Source organism: Rhodococcus sp. AD45-ID (assembly GCF_003023755.1).
GTDB lineage: Bacteria > Actinomycetota > Actinomycetes > Mycobacteriales > Mycobacteriaceae > Rhodococcus_F > Rhodococcus_F globerula.
The window spans coordinates 1806933-1825304 of record NZ_PYHL01000001.1; the positions used below are offsets into that span (position 1 = coordinate 1806933).

Sequence of the window (18372 nt, forward strand, 5' to 3'; positions counted from 1 at the left end):
GTCAGAGATAGACGATGCGGTACTTGATACTGCCTTTGATCCGGCCCACCAGATTACCGGTGGTCCATACCCATTCGCCCCGACGACTACGTGACCATGCCCAAGGCCACACCGGCAGCAATGCCACCACGACACCGGCATGCACGAGCGGCCAGTACCAGGCGCGGCCAGGAGCGTCGTACTGCCGCGCCACTCTGGCTTCTTCCTCGGCGTAACTCACCACCTGACGCCACGACTCGCGCATACCCGTCCGAAAGCGGTAGGCGACAATCGCTTCGGGGCTGTTACCCAAGGTGTAGCCCTTTATCTGCGCGCGCCAACAGAACTCGACATCGCTTCCGGCTGCCGGATAGCTCTCGTCCCAGCCCCCGATATCGTCGAATACCTCGCGCCAGATGCCGAGGTTGCAGCCGAAGGTGATCGGTAGGAAACGACCGAGCACTTGAAGTTCGTCAGGTTCCGGTAACGCACGCCAACGTGCCACAACCGGGTCGTTCAGGGTGTGTTTCTCCAGTGGGCCACCAACAAGATCGAAGGACGCCGACGCCGACGCCATAGCGGTGAGCCACCCCGGATGGACGCGATCGTCCTGATCGCAGTACGCCACAAACGGATACCGGCTCGCCCGCGTACCGACGTTACGCGCGGACGACGTTCCCGGCACCGACGAGGAATCGACCCAGCGAAGTGCCAGTTGATCGCGAAGCGGATGCCCCTCTACATGTGTACGCAGCGCGGACTCACCCGCGTTGTCGCTGATCACCACTTCGAAACGGCCGTCGAAGTCCTGACCCGCCAGTGCGTGCAACTGCTCGTCGAGGAGAGGCAACGCGTGGAAGGCTGCAATCACCACCGAGATGGATTCTGCTGAGCCTGCCGACCTTGCCGAATTTCTCCCCACATGGCTACTCATGTGAGTTGTCTCCCCAATTCCTCGACAGTACGACCTTCGGCCGAGAGTACCGACTCCACTATCCGGATGTAGTCCCGCACTATCTGTTCGGCACTACTGCGACGCAGTAACGCCACCGGATAGACCAGGGCTCCAGTCAGTCCACTCGGCACGTTATCCGAGAAGTGTTCGGTGATCGCGTATTCCAATTCATGCTTCGCCACACAATTCGAGAAGGGCTCGGATCGAACCGACAGGCCATGGGCGTCGATGTCGATTCCGGCTTCGGCACGTTGAAGAATCAGCGTCGCAGGGAAGAGCACATTCATCGACTCCGACTCCGGCAAGCCCAGCGCCTCGATCAACCGCGGGCCCGAGATGTCGGGATGAGCCAAACCGTCGAGCAACGACGAACGAACCTGCTCGACAACATCATCGAACGCGATCCCCTTTTCGACGTGTATCCGCATGAGTGCGTCTTCGGCGAAGTTACCCACCATGTCGTCGAGAAGCCGATCGCCACGACCGGCGTTTGCCGTCGCTACCCGAACGTCGGGATTCTCGGCGATGGCGCTCAGTTGAACGGCAAACGCGGCTTGGAGAATCATGAACAGACTGACGCCCCGGTCGTGCGCATACGCCGTCAAATCAGCATGCAACTGCGAATCGACGTCGAACTCGACGGTCTCGCCTGCCGTCTGCCACACCGCCGGCCTCGGATGATCGAGTCGAAGCATCGGACGCGGTTCCCGGCCGATAACGTTCTGCCAGTGACGAACCTGTCGATTCAGTTCACTGTCCGGATCGAGCGCCGAACCCAGAATCTTGTGCTTCCAGACCGAGTAGTCACCGAATTGAACCGGCAATTCCTGCCACGAGGGTTCGAGGCCGGCGCTACGTGAGGCATACGCGATCAGAACATCACGCGTCAGCGGCCCCATTGAATACCCGTCCGCGGAAATGTGGTGCACAACGATGGCGAGAACAAACTCCTCGGTTCCCAACTGCAGCACTTGCATTCGGAACGGAAGGTCGGTGGTCACGTCGAAGTCGGACCAGAGGAACCCGTGCAGCACCGCAGCCAACTCCGCCTCCGACACCTGCTTCGGCTGCAGATCCAGGGGGACGTCGGCCACCGGCACGACAACCTGAACGGGTCCGTCCGGCGTCGGCGGATAGATCGTGCGGAGCGATTCGTGGCGGGTCAAGAGATCGGTAGCGGCAGCAGCCAGCACCGTGTGGTCGATCTTGCCCCGTAGACGCAACGCAATCGGCACATTCCAATCACTGCCCTGCTGGGCGCGATTTGCCGCCCAGATCCGCTCCTGCGCAGGCGCCAGGGGTATTACCGCGCCCGCCGGACGCCTCACCAAATCGGGTCCACGGTCGACACTGCTCGCCGCGGCGCCGACGAGAACCGCCAGTTCGGCGACGGTCTGCGCGTCGAAGACAGACCGGACCGCGATCTCTGCCGAACCGGACTCTCGCAGCCGTGCAACCACTCGTGTTGCCAGCAAAGAGTTTCCGCCAACCTGGAAGAAGTTGTCATTCATGCTGACGCTCTCGAGTTCGAGTACGTCGGCAACCGTGGCGGCAACCAATCGTTCCGTTGCATTCGTGGGCGCAACAAACTCCCGCTGCGGGATTCGAGGCTCGGGCAGACGGCCGCGGTCGATTTTGCCGTTTGCATTGTGCGGCAACTGCTCGAGCACCTCGACGACGGAAGGCACCATGTATCCCGGCAGCCGGGACCGAAGGTGTTTGTCCAGCTCCTCGAGATCGAACAGATCCGAACTCGGTGCGCTCACGTAGGCGACGAGTCGCGCGTCGGCACCGTTCGGCGAGTAGACGCTCACCACTGCTTCTCCCACACCGGGATAGCCGGCCAGGGCGGACTCGATCTCTCCCAACTCGATGCGGAATCCACGGAGCTTGAGCTGCAGGTCGATCCGGCCCAGATAAGTCAGCGAGCCGTCGCGGCGACGACTGACAAGGTCGCCTGTGCGGTAGAGCCGACCGCCCGGGGCACCGAACGGATCCGCCACGAAGCGCTCGGCAGTAAGCGCCGAACGACCCAGGTATCCACGTGCCAACTGAATTCCCGACAAGTAGAGCTCGCCCGCTACTCCGTCCGGAACGTGGTGCAGACGAGAATCCAGAACGTACGCAGACACACCCGGTTCGGGCAGTCCGATAGGTATCGCGCGGGTGTCGGCGCCGGACACCTGATGTCGAGTGGCGCTGACCGCTACCTCGGTGGGACCGTAGAGATTATGCAGGCTCGCAGGGGATATAGCGCCGAACCTCGCTGCAAGTGATACCGGCAATTCCTCACCGATGCACAGCACATTCCGCACGCATTCGGGGAATCCGGTGTCGGCCGCTGCGGTAAGCATCAGCAACATCGAAGGAACAAGATGTACGTCGGTGATCGACTCCTTCTCGATGACCGACAGCAACACCTCGGGTTCGAATTGCGAGTCCTGCGGTGCCAGCACGAGTCTGGCACCCACGTGCAGCGCCCACCAGTACTCCCAGATCGACAGATCGAAGCCTGCCGACGTCTTGACGAGCACAGCACTCGACGCGTCCATCGGGTATTCCTGCTGCATCCCGCGCAACTGATTGACCACCGCGGCATGAGGTACCACGACGCCCTTGGGTACACCCGTCGATCCGGACGTGAAAATCACGTATGCCGGGTGATCACCACGCAGCGGCGCGCGGCGCTCGACATCGGTCATCGCACCTGTGGAATGACCGCTCAGATCGAGTGTATGAAGGTCGACCTCCACCCAACTTCCACTGCCCACTCCGTCCGCACCACCTGCGGTCACCACCACGCTGGGTGCAGCCGTGTTCAACACGAGCGCAATTCGCTCTGTGGGCTGCGTGAGTTCCACCGGCACGTAGGAGCCGCCCGCCTCGACCACCGCGTACATCGCGATCACCTGGTCGATCGAACGCCGAACAGCAACTGCCACCTGAGTTTCCGGCCCAACTCCGAGCTCGACGAGATACCGCGCCAGCGCGCACACCCGCTGCTGCATCTGCGCGTAACTCAGCGTCTCATCGCCAGAGGTGATCGCGGGTGCGTCCGGACTGATCCTGACCTGTGCGTGAAACTCGGAAGCAAGTGTCACAGCTCCGTGCACCAACCCGGTTCCACCACTGGCAATCCCGTCGATGCGGCGATGATCCGCACTCGACAGCAGCGGGATATCTCCACAAGGGAGGTCCACAGAATCGATTGCGGAATCGATGATCCGGAGGTAGCGATCGGCAAAGTCGGCGATGGTACCGGAATCGAAAAGGTCGGTGGCGTAGACAATTTGCGCCGCCATGGGTCCCGATTCGCCGTCTGCGCCGGGAACCAGGGTCAGATGGAGATCGAATTCCGCCAGTTCGATATCCGGATCGACGACGGACACCTCCAGTCCCGGCAAGGCAAAGGTCATATCGCCAAGGTTCTGGAACGAGAGTGCGACCTGGAACAGGGGATGATGAGCCTGTGTCCTTGTCGGCTCCAGTACCTCCACCAGCCGTTCGAAGGGGATATCCGCGTTGGCAAATGCACCGAGATCCACTTCTCGCACCATGTCGACCGCATCGGAAAAACTCGTTGACGGCGGCAAAACCGTCCGCAGCGCAAGGGTATTGACGAACATACCGACCACCGGATCAAGAGCCTGCTCGCCGCGGCCGGCGACGGGAGTTCCGATCGTGACGTCATCGGTGCCGGCAAGTCGCCCGAGGAGCACCGCCAAAGCGGTGTGCATGAGCATGAATACCGTAACGCCTCGAGCAGCGGCAAGATCGCGCAGTGAAGTGTGCAGTTCTGCGTTCACCTCGAACTGATATCTGGCACCCACAAACGACTGCCGTGCAGGCCGAGGACGATCACAGGGAAGATCGAGCACTTCTGGGGCACCGCTCAGTTGCCCGCGCCAGTAGCCGAGTTGTTGCGCAGCAACCGAACCCGATTCCTTCTCGTCACCGAGCACCGTTCGCTGCCAGATCGCGAAGTCGGCGTACTGGATCTCGAGTGGCGCCCACGTAGGTGCGAAGCCGCTGATGCGAGCCGCGTACGCAGTCATCGTGTCTGCCGCCAGCTGCGCCATCGAATAGCCGTCGGCACTGATGTGGTGAACCACCAGCACCAGTACGTGGACAGGAACCGCATCCGCATCTCGGCCACCCACCCGGAGCAGGTCGACATGGATCGGAACCCTCGCGGTGACGTCGAAGGGTGTTCTCGCCGACGCCAGAATACGCTCGTGCAGAGAAGTTTCCGGAGTCCACTCGGCTTGCAACTCCGCGTCGAGCGATGACGGCGGCAGCACGTCCTGATACGGACCGGCCACTGAATCCGGGTACACCGTCCGCAGCACCTCGTGCCGTGTCACGACATCTGTGATCGCCGACCCGAGCGCTACCACGTCAAGGTCACCCGTCACACGCAGCACAATCGGAATGTTCTCCGTAGCCGACGTCGGATCGAAACGATTGAGGAACCACATCCTCTGCTGCGCAAGCGACAACGGGACGCGTTCGGGACGTGCAAGCGCGCGCAGCGGTGGACGCGTCGAAGCACCTCGAGTGATTCGTGGTGCCAACTCCGCCACTGTGGGTGCGTCGAAAAGATCACGCACACTCAACCCTGCGTCGAATGCCTCGTTTGCACGGGCTACCAATCGAGTGGCAAGCAAGGAATTGCCGCCGATCTCGAAGAATCCGTCATGAATACCCACAGTTGCCGAACCGGTCACTGTTTCGAAGATGCCGGCCAGTGCCACTTCGTCATCGGTTCGCGGCGCCACGTACACACGTTGCTCGAAAACAGGTTCAGGCAGGGCTTTTCGATCCAGTTTTCCGGCCGGCGTCACAGGCAGCGAATCGATGAACGTAATCGATGCCGGACGCATGTACGTCGGCAGATGTGCCGCGAGGTGTGCGCGCAATCCTGCACGTTCAATCTCGACACCTCGGTGAGCGAGCACATACGCCACCAGCACCGGCTCGGACGATTGCGGACCACGGTAGGCGATCGCCACCGCAGCAGCGACATTCGGATAAGTCGCTACGGCCGACTCCACCTCACCCAATTCGATCCGGTAACCCCGGATCTTCACCTGATCGTCGCCGCGCCCGCAATACCGGAGCTCTCGAGTAGCGGCGTTCGAACCCGTCAGACGTACCCGGTCGCCTGTTCGATAGGTGCGAGAACCCGGAGTACCGTCCGGGTCCGCGACGAAGCGCGACGCCGTCAAGCCTGGTCTTCCGCGATAACCCCTGGCCAACGCAGCGCCCGACAGATACAGCTCACCCTCGATACCCGGTGGAACCGGCACAAGCCCGTCCCCACGCACCACGGCCGTTGTACCCACTACGGGAGCGCCGATCGACACCGGCACTGACGGATCCATCGGACCGCATTGTGTTGCCATCACCGTGGATTCGGTAGGTCCGTACGCGTTGTACATCCGTCGCCCGTCGCCCCACGTCCGAACCAGAGCCTCGGAGCATTGGTCACCGCCGACGATGACCACCGACAGTTCCGGTAGGTGTTGCGCATCCATCGACTCCAACGCAGACGGGGTTACAAAAGCGTGAGTGACGTGCTGTTCGCGAAGGAGCTGCGTCAGCTCTGTGCCGCCGTACACGTCGTCGGGGACGACAACCATCGCCGCACCCACACCGAACGCCAAGAGCAACTCGAGTACCGAGGCATCGAAGCTCGTCGACGCGAATTGCATAGTGCGCGAACGGGCATCGACTCCGTAGTGCTTCTGCGCCTCCACAAATGCGGACAGGCCACCGTGAGTGACCGCTACTGCTTTCGGCGTGCCGGTCGAGCCTGACGTGTAGATCAGATATGCGACGTTGGACAAACGAATCGGGGAGCGTCGGTCGCTGTCCACGATCGGGGCACCATCCGGCTCACTCCGGCTCCGCAGATCACCGAGGTCCAACACCTCGATCCGAGCAGAAAGATTCGCCGGCAGAACCCGTTCCACGTCAGACCCTATAACTAGCGTCGTACCCGAATCCTCGAGCATGTGCACGATGCGATCGGCCGGGTAATTCGGATCGACGGGAAGGAACGCGGCCCCGGACTTTGCTACTGCCCACACCGCAATCACGTAGTCGAACGAGCGGGGTACACAAATCGCGACAACGGATTCCGGACCGAAACCGCGTCGAATCAATGTGCGCGCCAGAATATTCGACGCTCGGTCCAACTCGACGTAGGACAACTGGTCGCCGCGGTCAGGATCGATCAGTGCCGTCGCGCCGAGCGAAACCCCACCCTCCAGGATCTCGGGCAACGTCAGCCGCGTTCCGTCGAACGGCACGGCCTCCGGAAATTGATCCGTGGCAAGTCGCAGATCGATCGAACGCACGGCAATCGTTGCGTCGGCCGCAACCACGTTCAACACGCGTGCGAGCCGATCTACCAGGCTCTGAGCCGTCGACTCGTCGAACAGGTCTGTGGCATAGGCCAATTCCAGATCCAGCCCGGAAGGTTCACCCGAGACACCCAGCGTTGACGTTGCGCTCCACTCGAGGTCGAAGCGCACCGAACCGGTGTCGATTGGTTCCACCTCGACGCCGCCGAGATCGCCGGTCGCAATCTGCACCAGGTCTGCAGCCGATTCGGCGACCGTGACCGTGCTCTGGAACACCGGGTGGTGGCTTCGTGTCGGCAACACTCCGACGGCCTCCACGACGTGCTCGAACGCGACGTCTGCATTTGCCAGCGCCGCGAGATCTTGTGCGCGCACCACGGCAAGAAGCTCGCCGAACGAGGCAACGGGATCAACTGCCGTACGCAACGCCACCGTTCCCACGAACATGCCGATCGTATCGGCCAAACGCGGGTCGTTTCGGCCCGAAACCGGTGTCCCCACAACGATGTCCGACCCCGCGCCCAGTTGGGACAGCAAGGCCACCACACCGGCGTGCACGACCATGAACATCGAAACCTGCTGCGCTCGGGCGAGATCTGCCAAGCCTTCGCGGACAGCCGGCGTCAGAGGGCAACTGACCCGCGCTCCGCGCTGAGTGGGCTGATCGGTTCGTGGCCTGTCCCACGGAAGTTCGAGCAGGGCCGGAGCGTCGGCAAGCTCTTCTCGCCAGTATGCAAGCTGCTGCCCCGCAACAGACTGCGGATCGCGTGGGTCACCGATCGCCGCACGATTCCACAACACGTAATCGGCATACTGATGCACCAGCGGAGCCCACTGCGGGCTGCCGCCCGAAACTCGAGCAACGTACGCCTGCACCAGTTCCCGCAACAGGATCGGTATCGATGCGCCGTCTCCGGCAATATGATGCAGTACCAGAACGAGTGTGTGGCGGTCTGCACCGACACGGAGGCAGTGCACCCGCAATGGCCCACGAGCAGTGATATCGAAGCTGCCCGAGATCAACTCACGAATCCGCGCGGTGCGCTGTTCGGAACCGGTATCGCTCAGGTCCTCGAAAGTGACTGCCGCACTGTCGGTACCTGGTGCGTCCGCTTCCTGGACGACCTGTGCGACGCCGTCGCCGCTCTCGACATACACCGTGCGCAGAACCTCGTGCCGGATCACCAGATCACCTACCGCCGCAACAAGTGCCGCGACGTTCAGGTCGTTGTTCACCGTTACTGCCCCAGCGATGTTGTAGGCCGCCGACGAGGGATCGAGTCGGTTCAGAACCCACATTCTCTGTTGAGCCGGCGAGAGCGGCAGCCGCTCCGGCCGAGCCAGCTCCCCCAGACGCGCGGACTCCTCGACGCGGCGAGGCAACTGCGCGAGTGCATCTGCCAGCCCGGCCACTGTCGGATTGTCGAAAATATCGCGCAATCGGAGGTCCGCGCCCATCCGCGCGTTGACCTCACCGATTATGCGATTGGCCACCAGCGAGTTTCCGCCGAGATCGAAGAAGTCCCGGTCGACGCTCACCTCGTCGTGGCCCAGCACCGCGCGGAACACCTCGGCGATCTCGGCTTCGGCCGCGTTTCGCGGTGCAAGAACCACTCGGTCGATCGGCCGTTCCGGAGTCGGCAGGGCTCGGCGATCGAGCTTGCCGGTAGATCCGAGCGGGAGTTCGCGCAGCACTGTGACCGAGCTGGGCACCATGTACGCAGGCAAAGTCTGCCGCACATCCGCCAGTAGTTGTGCCGTGTCGGGAACGATGTCACCCGTAAGCACCACGTAGGTAGCGATTTCGGCACCAGTCGCCGGATTTTCGTAGACCGTTGCCACCGCACCGGCGACACCCGGCAGTCCGACGAAGGCTGCCTCGATGTCCCCCAGTTCCAGTCGCTGACCTCGCAGCTTCACCTGGAAGCCACTGCGCCCCAGATACTCGAGGGTCCCGTCAGCACGCCACGCGACCACGTCACCTGTTCGGTACATCCGCGTGCCCGGGGCGAACGGGTTCGCGAGGAAGCGACCGGCTGACAGATCGCTCCGCCTGACATAGCCCCGCGCCAACTGAACGCCCGCCAGATACAACTCTCCACGCACGCCGACAGGGACGGGATTCAATCGCGAATCCAGGACGTAAACAGCGGTGCCGCTTACCGGGGAGCCTATCGAGATCTCCGGCCCGTCCAGAGCCACCGAGCGAGGCACCTCGACTGCGGTGACGTCCACAGCGGCCTCGGTGGGGCCGTACAGGTTGTGCATCTCGACCTGCGCCAAACGGTGAAGCGCGGCAGCACTCGTCAGTGACAGTGCCTCGCCACTGGTGAATACGATGCGCAGGCTCCGGAACATGGGTGCGCTCTCGACATGAGAGCCGACAAATGCATCCAGCATCGAAGGAACGAAGTGAACCACCGTCACCTGTGACCGGTCGATCAACTCCCCCAGATATCGCGGATCGCGGTGGCCGTCCGGCGAGGCGATCACCAGCGTTGCCCCGATCACCGCAGGCAGTAACAGCTCCCACACCGACACGTCGAACGTCGCCGGTGTCTTGAGCAGGAACACGTCTTCTCGGGCGAGGGAGTAATCATCTCTCATCCACGTCAGACGGTTGACCAGACTCTCATGTGACACCATCACGCCCTTCGGCTCACCGGTGGAACCAGATGTGAAGATCACGTATGCCGGATGTCCGCCGAGCAGCGGGCGTATGCGGTCGCGATCCTCGATCGGATCGGACGAGTAATGCGCAGTGTCGAATTCGGCCAGTACCGCCTCGGTTATCGTCAGCGTCGCACCGGCAGCTGACATCATCGCGTCGATCCTCGGGCGAGGCAGGCCGGGATCCACCGGTAGATAGGCTCCGCCAGCGGCCAGCACGGCGTGCACCGACACGACAAGCTCGATTCCGCGCGGAAGCTCCAGTGCCACTATCTTTTCCGGACCAATTCCGCGATCGATCAGCAGCCTGGCCAATCTGTTCACCCGAGATCGGAATGCGTCTTCGGTCAGTACCTCATCCGCCGACTTCAACGCCACGGCGTCGCTGCTCGGCGCAGCTCGCTCGGCGAGCAACTCGGAGTACGTGCAGGGCACTCCGACATCAGTTTTCGGCCCACTGCCCCAATTGTCGAGGATCAGCTCCCGCTCGGTGCGCCCGAGAATATCCGCCGCGCCGATCCCGGCGGCGGGATCGGCGACCAACGCCGCAAGCAACCCGGCGAATCGCTGCGCAATGGACACTGCCGTCGCCCGGTCGAAGATATCAACGGCGTAGGTCAGCAGGACGTCCAGCGCCTGCTCCGGATCCGGATCCGTCGCAACAGTCAGATGCAGATCGAAACGCGACACCGGTAGATCGATCGGGATCGGACGCGCTCTCACTCCGGCCAATTCGATCTCTGTGGGAACCGCATCCTGAAAAGCCAGCATCACCTGGAAAAGCGGGTGAAATGAACCCGAGCGCGGTGGATCGAGTGCGGCCACAACCTGTTCGAACGGAACATCGCTGTTACTCATCGCCTCGATGTCCGAGCGACTCACCTGCGCCACGAGATCGTCGAACGAGAGGTCCGGATCGACGGCAGTACGCAGAACCACTGTGCCGACAAACATTCCGACGAGGTTGTCCACCGACTCATGGGTTCGTCCGGCAACGGGCGTACCGACCGCGACGTCGCCCTGACCGGACAACCGTGCCAACAGAACCGCGACGACAGAGTGGACTACGGCAAACAGAGTTGTGCGGCGTGAACGAGCGAACCCTCGCAACAGTTGGTGCACGTCGCCGCTCACCTGGAACCGCACTGTGTCGCCCTCGGCAGAGCGCACCTGACCGCGGGGCCGATCTGTTGGCAGATCAAGCACCGCTGGTAGGTCGGCCAACGCCGACTGCCAGTATTCGAGTTGTCCGTCGAAGCGCCCGGCAGCGCCCGCGGTATCGGATACAAGACTCCGCTGCCATAGTGCAAAATCTGCATACTGCAACGGAAGTGGCGACCACGCCGGTGCGTTGCCGTTGGCCCGTGCCGAGTACGCAATCATCAGGTCACGGATCAAGGGGCCCATCGACAGACCGTCCGCCGAAATATGATGCACCACAAGCACGAGAACGTGCGCATGGTCGCCGATCCGGAGCAGGACCCCACGGAGCGGTACCTCGCTGGTCAGATCGAAGCCCCGACCGGCCAGTTTCGCGATCAGCTCGCCCACGTTCTCCGGTTCGACGTCGACTGCCGGCTGCAAAATCCACGACGGCGCCTCGAGAACATGCTGGCGGGCAACACCATCGAACTCCGGGTAGAAGGTCCGCAGTACCTCGTGCCGGTCGACGATGTCCGACATCGCCGTCGCCAAGGCCGAGGGATCAAGATCGCCGTCGAGACCGAGGGCAACCGGGAGGTTGTACACCGGCGACTGCGGATCGAGCCGGCCGAGAAACCACATACGTTCCTGCGCTACGGACAGCGGCACAATGTCCGGACGCGGCGGTGGCGGCAGCGGCGGCACACCGAATGCGGCCGAGCTGCGGGGCGCACTCTCGATCCAATGGGCCAACTCGGCAACGGTCGGAGCCTCGAAAAGCGCCCGGATCGGAACCTCCCGGGAGAACACTCCCGTCAGCTTGTGTGTCACCCTCGTTGCGACCAGGGAGTTTCCACCGATCTCGAAGAAATTGTCGGCTCGTCCGACGTTCTCGATCCCGAGGATCTCCTCAATGATGTCGGCAACCTGCTGTTCGACGTGCCCTTGCGGCGAGCGGTATTCACGAAGCACCGGAGTCGGTTCCGGCAAAGTCCGCCGATCGATTTTGCCGTTCACATTCAGTGGGATCGAGTCGAGAACCTCGAGAACAGTGGGCACCATGTAGCCGGGCAGCACGCCCTTGAGATCAGCAAGAACTGCTGATCCGTCGAAGGTAACGCCCTCTGCGGGAACTATGTACGCCACCAAGGACGCCGATTCCGGAGCCGACCGCCACTCGTGGACGATGACCGCGCACGCACGCACACGCCGATCTCGGCCGAGCGCCGCTTCGATCTCCCCCAGTTCGATGCGCTGGCCCCGCAGTTTGATCTGGGAATCATTACGGCCCAGGTACTCCAGCACGCCGTTCTTGCGATGGCGAACCAGGTCACCGGTGCGGTACATCCGTCGTCCTTCTCCGGACCACGGCCCCGCCACAAATCGTTCGGCGGTCAGATCCGCCCGACCCTCGTACCACGACGCCAACTGCGCACCGCCGAGATACAACTCGCCGGGAACGCCGAGCGGGACCTGCTTCAGACGCGAATCCAGCACCAGCAGCTGTGTATTCCACACCGGTGTGCCGATCGGGACGGTGGCGTCCTGCACGTCGTCGCAGTCGAACGCAGTGACGCTCACCGCTGCCTCGGTCGGTCCGTAGAGGTTGTGAATCTCGACGTCGAGATTGCGTCGAAGTTCTACAACAGTGTGCGGACGCAACGCTTCACCGATGCACAGAACACGGCGCAGCGACGGCTGATCCACTCCGCCACCGGATTCGAGAAACGCGTCGAGGAGCGAGGGAACAAAATGTGCTGTCGTGACCTCGAAGTCACGCATCGCCGTGGCGACATACTCCGGATCACGATGTCCGTCCGGCCGGGCGAGCGCCAACCGCGCGCCGCTGATCAACGGCCAGAACAGTTCCCACACCGACAGGTCGAACGTGATCGGCGTCTTCTGAAGCACGGTGTCTGTGCCGCCGAGCGGGTACCGATCCTGCTTCCAGAGCAGTTGATTCACTACCGCCGAATGCGAAACCGCGACGCCCTTCGGTATTCCCGTCGATCCCGACGTGTAGATCACGTACGCCGCGTTGTCCGGTCGCAGGGGGCGAATCCTGTCTCGGTCCGTGATCGGACCCGACAACTCGGCCGGCACGCCTTGGCGATCCACCACAAACACGTCAACCGGGCTGACTCGGGCCGCAGCCTCACACTGGGTACGGACCGCTTCTACGGTCAGCATCAGGACGGGCGACGCGGAGGACAGAATCCGCGCAATCCGTTCGGTGGGAGCACTCGGGTCGACGGGTACGTACGCGGCACCCGCTTGCAGTACCGCGCAGAGTGCCACCATCATGGCCGGCGAACGCTCGATGGCGACGGCAACACGATCCTCGGTTCCGATCCCCTTCGAGATCAGCGTCCTGGCCAGATCTCCGACCTGGCAAGCGAACTCGCCGTAGGACATCGACATCGTGTCCGTGACAAGAGCAATCGCGTCGGGGGTGGCGCCTGCCTGAGCGGACAGCAGGTCGGCAAGGGTCGTGGGCGGCAGAGCATGGCGCGTGTTGTTGAGCGCACCGATCACGGTTGTCGATCGATCGGTGGTCAGATCGATATCGCCGATCACCCGATCCGACTGCGCGACTACGGCTTCCAGGATGTGCACGAACTTGTGAGCGAACCGGGCGACAGTTTCTTCGTCGAAGAGTGCGTCGGCATAGTCCCACTGCATGTGCACCTCGGTCGGCGCAGTCGGGCTGGTCTTCTCGGACAACGTCAAGTGCAGGTCGAACTTCGAAATGCCCAGCGGCAGATCGATGATCTCGGCGTCGAGACCGTCGAGCACCAACGATCCGGAATTGAGATTTTGATAGGAGAATCCAACTTGGAAAAGTGGATGATGTGCGGCCGAACGCTCCGGGTTGAGTAGTTCCACCAAACGCTCGAACGGTATGTCGGCATTCGCGAACGCCCCGAGGTCTACGTCTCGAACCTGATCGAGGAGTGCCGAGAACGTCTCGTGCGCATGCACCTTGGTACGTAAGACCACCGTGCCGACGAACATGCCGACAAGATCGTCGAGAGCCGGATCGCCGCGTCCTGCAACGGGAGTGCCCACCGAGATGTCGGACGTGGCACTGAGTCTGGCCAGCAGCACGGCCAACGCCGCGTGCATGACCATGAAAGCCGTTGCACCGGAGCGTACTGCCAGCGCCGAGACCCGTGCGAACAGATCGGCGTCGATCGAGCCGGAGAACGCCTGCCCGCTGGTCGACACAAGCGCTGGGCGAGCACGGTCGCTTGGCAGATCCAACCGAACCGGAAGGCCGCCCAGTTGCTGTGACCAGTACTCGGTCTGTGTCCGCGACAACGAATGCGGATCGAGTTCGCTGCCCATCAATTCTCGATGCCAGAGAGTGTAATCCGCGTACTGAACCGGCAAGGGCTCGAAGCCTGGATCTCGGTTCTCGAGCCGAGCCAGGTACGCCTGAGCGATATCGCGCGCCAAGGGCGCCGTCGAGGACCCGTCGGCACTGATGTGGTGGATTACGAGGATCAGCACATGTTCGCTCGGCCCGACCTTGAACAAGGCGGCGCGAAAGGGAATCTCGGAAGAAACGTCAAACCCTCGACGCGCGAAGCGTTCGAGTTCGCCTGCCAGATCTTCCCGTGAGACCTCCCGCAACGGTAGCCCCGTCGCCTGGTCGCTGATCGGCGCGATGCGCTGAATCGGTCCGTCCGGTGAATCCGGATAGCTCGTGCGCAGTACCTCGTGTCGATCGACCACGTCGCCGAATGCGCCGGCAAGAGCCACATGATCGAGTTCACCCGACAGTCGAACTGCCACCGGAATGTTGTATGCAGCCGAACCGGTGTCGAATTGATTGAGAAACCACATGCGGTGTTGTGCGGGCGAAACACCGATCGGGCTGGTTCGAGGCATGGGCCGTAGTGCGGGTCGGCCGACCTCCGGCGTGAGACCGGCGAGCTTGTCGGCAAGCGCACGCACCGACGGCGCTTCGAAAATCGATCGCACAGCCACTGTGGTGCCGAGCGCTCGCCCGAGCACACTCGCCACCCGAGTAGCTGTCAGTGAGTTTCCACCCAACGCAAAAAATTCGTCGTGCGCTCCGACGGTGTCTGCTCCGGTTGACTCGGAATAGGTTGCAGCAACCAATGCTTCGAGACCAGGTGCGGGTTCGACATACGGGGCCCGGTTCCACACCGGCGCCGGCAGAGCCGTCCGATCGAGCTTGCCGGCGGAGGTGAGCGGTATCCGATCGATCACCATGAGCGCCGAGGGAATCATGTGCGACGCCAGGAGCGGTTGCACGTGTGCGAGGACACCGGCAGTGTCGATCGCCCGACCGGAGATCGGAAGCAGATACGAGACCAGCGACGCGGAATCACCGGACGGCTCACCTTCGTAGGTGATCGTGATTGCCGACTCCACGTCGCGGTGGCTGGTAAGCGCCGCGTCGATCTCGCCCAACTCGATGCGAAAACCACGGATTTTCACCTGGAAGTCGGCGCGCCCGAGATAACGCAACGTACCCTCGGGTGTCCACTGCACCAGGTCTCCGGTCCGATAGATCCGGGAACCGTTGGCCGCCAGTGGGTTTGCCACAAAAGTTGCGGCAGTCAGGGATAGTCTCCGATGGTAACCACGGGCGAGTCCCCTGCCACTGACATACAGCTCGCCGGTGACGCCCCGAGGAACCGGCTGCAGGAACTTGTCGAGCACCACCACCGACGTACCGGTGATCGGATAACCGATATCAACGGGTGCACCAGGATCCAACGGTCCGGCAACCGTCGCCATGATTGTCGACTCGGTCGGTCCGTACGCGTTGAACATCGCGCGCCCGCGCGCCCATTTTGCTGCCAGTTCCGGCGGACACGCTTCACCACCGACAATGACCACAGCAAGGTCCGGGAGTTGTTCGGGCTCCACCGAGGCCAGCGCGGAAGGCGTCAAGAACGCGTGCGTGATTCGCTCGGCACGCAGGAAATCGGTGAGCTGTTCACCGCCGTACAGATACGGGGGTGCAATCACCATTGCCGCCCCGGCTCCAAATGCGAGAATCAGCTCGAGGATGGATGCGTCGAATCCGGGAGACGCGAATTGCAATGTGCGAGAGTGCGGTTTCACACCGTAGCGATGCTGTTGCTCGGCCGCGAACGACGCGATCCCGGAATGGGTGATCGCCACACCTTTGGGCTTTCCGGTCGAACCGGAGGTGTAGATCAGGTATGCCACATCGCTGATCCGAATGCGAGGACGCTCAGCGTCGGTGATCGGAGCCGCAGAGGTGGAAGCGAATTCGGATCGCGCGAGCTCGTCGTCGAAATCCACAGTGATCGGGTGATACGGCCAGTTCCGACCGGCCGCGATCACCACGGCAGCGCCACAATCGGCGATCGTCGCTTCGATCCTGGCCGCCGGAAGGTCCGGATCGATGGGGACGAATGCGCTTCCGGACTGGAGCACTGCCAGTTCTGCGACAACCAGTCGCGGCCCTCTCGGCAGCACCACTGGCACAAAACTTCCCGGTCCGGCACCGCGGGCCAGCAACATCCGGGTGAGCTTGTTCGCGCGGGCGCCGACTTCGCGGTAGGTCAGAACCTCGTCCCCGTGAACTATCGCGGGGCTGTCCGGATGACGGCTGACGGCGCCCGTGAGGACGTTCTGCATCAGAGTGGGTTCCGGGGCGGGTCGACCGTACGCAGGCACCAGGTCACGCCGATCGTCTTCTCCGACAAGCGAAATCTCGGCGACGCGCCGATCACTGGGCGCGTTGACAAATCGATCCAGTAACTGCAGGAAGCGACTGTGGTGATTCGCGAGCTCAGCGCGGCTGTACAACGATGGGTTGGCCTCGAGGTCCACGCGCGATTCCTGGTCCGCGACGCTGGGATAAACGTTGATCGACAGGTCCTCGACCGGCCCGGTCGACAGAATGTGCAATCGTCCGGTCATCGATCCGAAAGTGAGTTCGTTACCGAACATCATGATGTTGACGGCCGGTCCGAAAAGCCCACGCCGGCCGGAGGATTGAATCTCCCCGCGATCGGCTGCGTCCCGCCTCATATCTTCGAATCGGTACCGCTGATGACGGAGTGCACCGGTCAGCTCCAACGACGCATCCGCCACCAGATCGGCAACCGTTGTTGTTGCGGTGACCGACAATCGGATCGGAACGACGTTGGAGACCATCCCGCCCGAGTTGCGCAACAGAGCATTCACTCGCGACGAGACCGGCAAGCTCAGTACTACATCGGAGCTGCCGGTCATCTTTGCGAAGTAGAGCGCTGTGGATGCGACGGCTATCGATGAAAACGTGGCCGTCAGACGCACTGCTGCGCTGTCGATCGCGGTGGCCGTCTGCGCGGGCAATGCTCCGCTGACCACCAGCGAGTGGGTGTCGAGCTTCCCGGTTCGATCGGCCAGACTGATCGGATCGGGTAGGTCGCGTAGCCGCTGTGCCCAGTGCTTCGCGTCCAGCTGGAATCTGCTCGACTGTCGGTACTTCTGTTCATCGGAGACGATTTCCGGCAACGGCACCGCCTTGCTCGGCCTGGGTTCACGACCGGCCACCGCCGCTGTGTAGCGCTCGGCAACTCTGTCGACAAGTGTCTTCGCGCCGAAACCGTCGAGCGCGATGTGATGGATGCGGGCGTACAGGAAGTGCCTGCGATCGGCGACACGAATCAGCGCCACCTCGATCGATCGATCCCGAACGATGTCGATGGGCGTGCTGTACTCGTCCTGCATCCACTCCTGAGCGGCGGCCTCCGGATCGAATTCGGAACGCAAGTCGAGTCTGATCAGTTCGTCACGCTGAGTGTCGTCGACGACTTGATACGGCACCGGCTCAGCCGCGACAAAACGAATCATCGCCGTTCCGAGTTCACGGGCGGTGTGTCTGGCTGCCTCGGTGAGCAGATCAGCGTCGAGATCCCCGTCGATCGCGACGTACTGAGCAATCGTGATCGGAACGGAGCCGGCCGCATGTTGTGCGAACCAGATACTCTTCTGCGCTGCGGACAGCTCGAACGCCCCGGCCGGCAGATTCGAGAAATCCCGAGCGCCACCAACAACTACCGACATCGCTCGTCATCCCCAATTCACACATCCACGAACCACGCTGTACACGCAAGCAGAAAAGCTTAGGCTAACCTATAGCTTCGTTCGCGAATCGACCCGGTGGCGATCGGCACAGATCAGGTGACATCCTCTCAACTCGATGGATCCCGCGCGAAACCTGGTCTGTACGCTCGTTCACGGCGAGCCGGCACGCCACCG

The 18372-nt window shown here is 62.4% G+C and carries 2 protein-coding genes; both read right to left on the reverse strand.

All coding sequences use genetic code 11. From position 1 onward, the window contains the following. Position 1: 1 nt before the first annotated feature. The gene (locus C7T36_RS08120; RefSeq protein ID WP_045064592.1) at positions 2 to 913 is read right to left on the reverse strand and encodes a glycosyltransferase family 2 protein; all 912 of its coding nucleotides are present in this window, start codon (positions 911 to 913) and stop codon (positions 2 to 4) included. After that, on the reverse strand, positions 910 to 18177 hold the full coding sequence (locus C7T36_RS08125) for a non-ribosomal peptide synthetase (RefSeq protein WP_045064595.1): 17268 nt from the start codon (positions 18175 to 18177) through the stop codon (positions 910 to 912). The genes C7T36_RS08120 and C7T36_RS08125 overlap by 4 nt, the downstream gene beginning before the upstream one ends. Between the last annotated feature and the right edge of the window lie 195 nt (positions 18178 to 18372).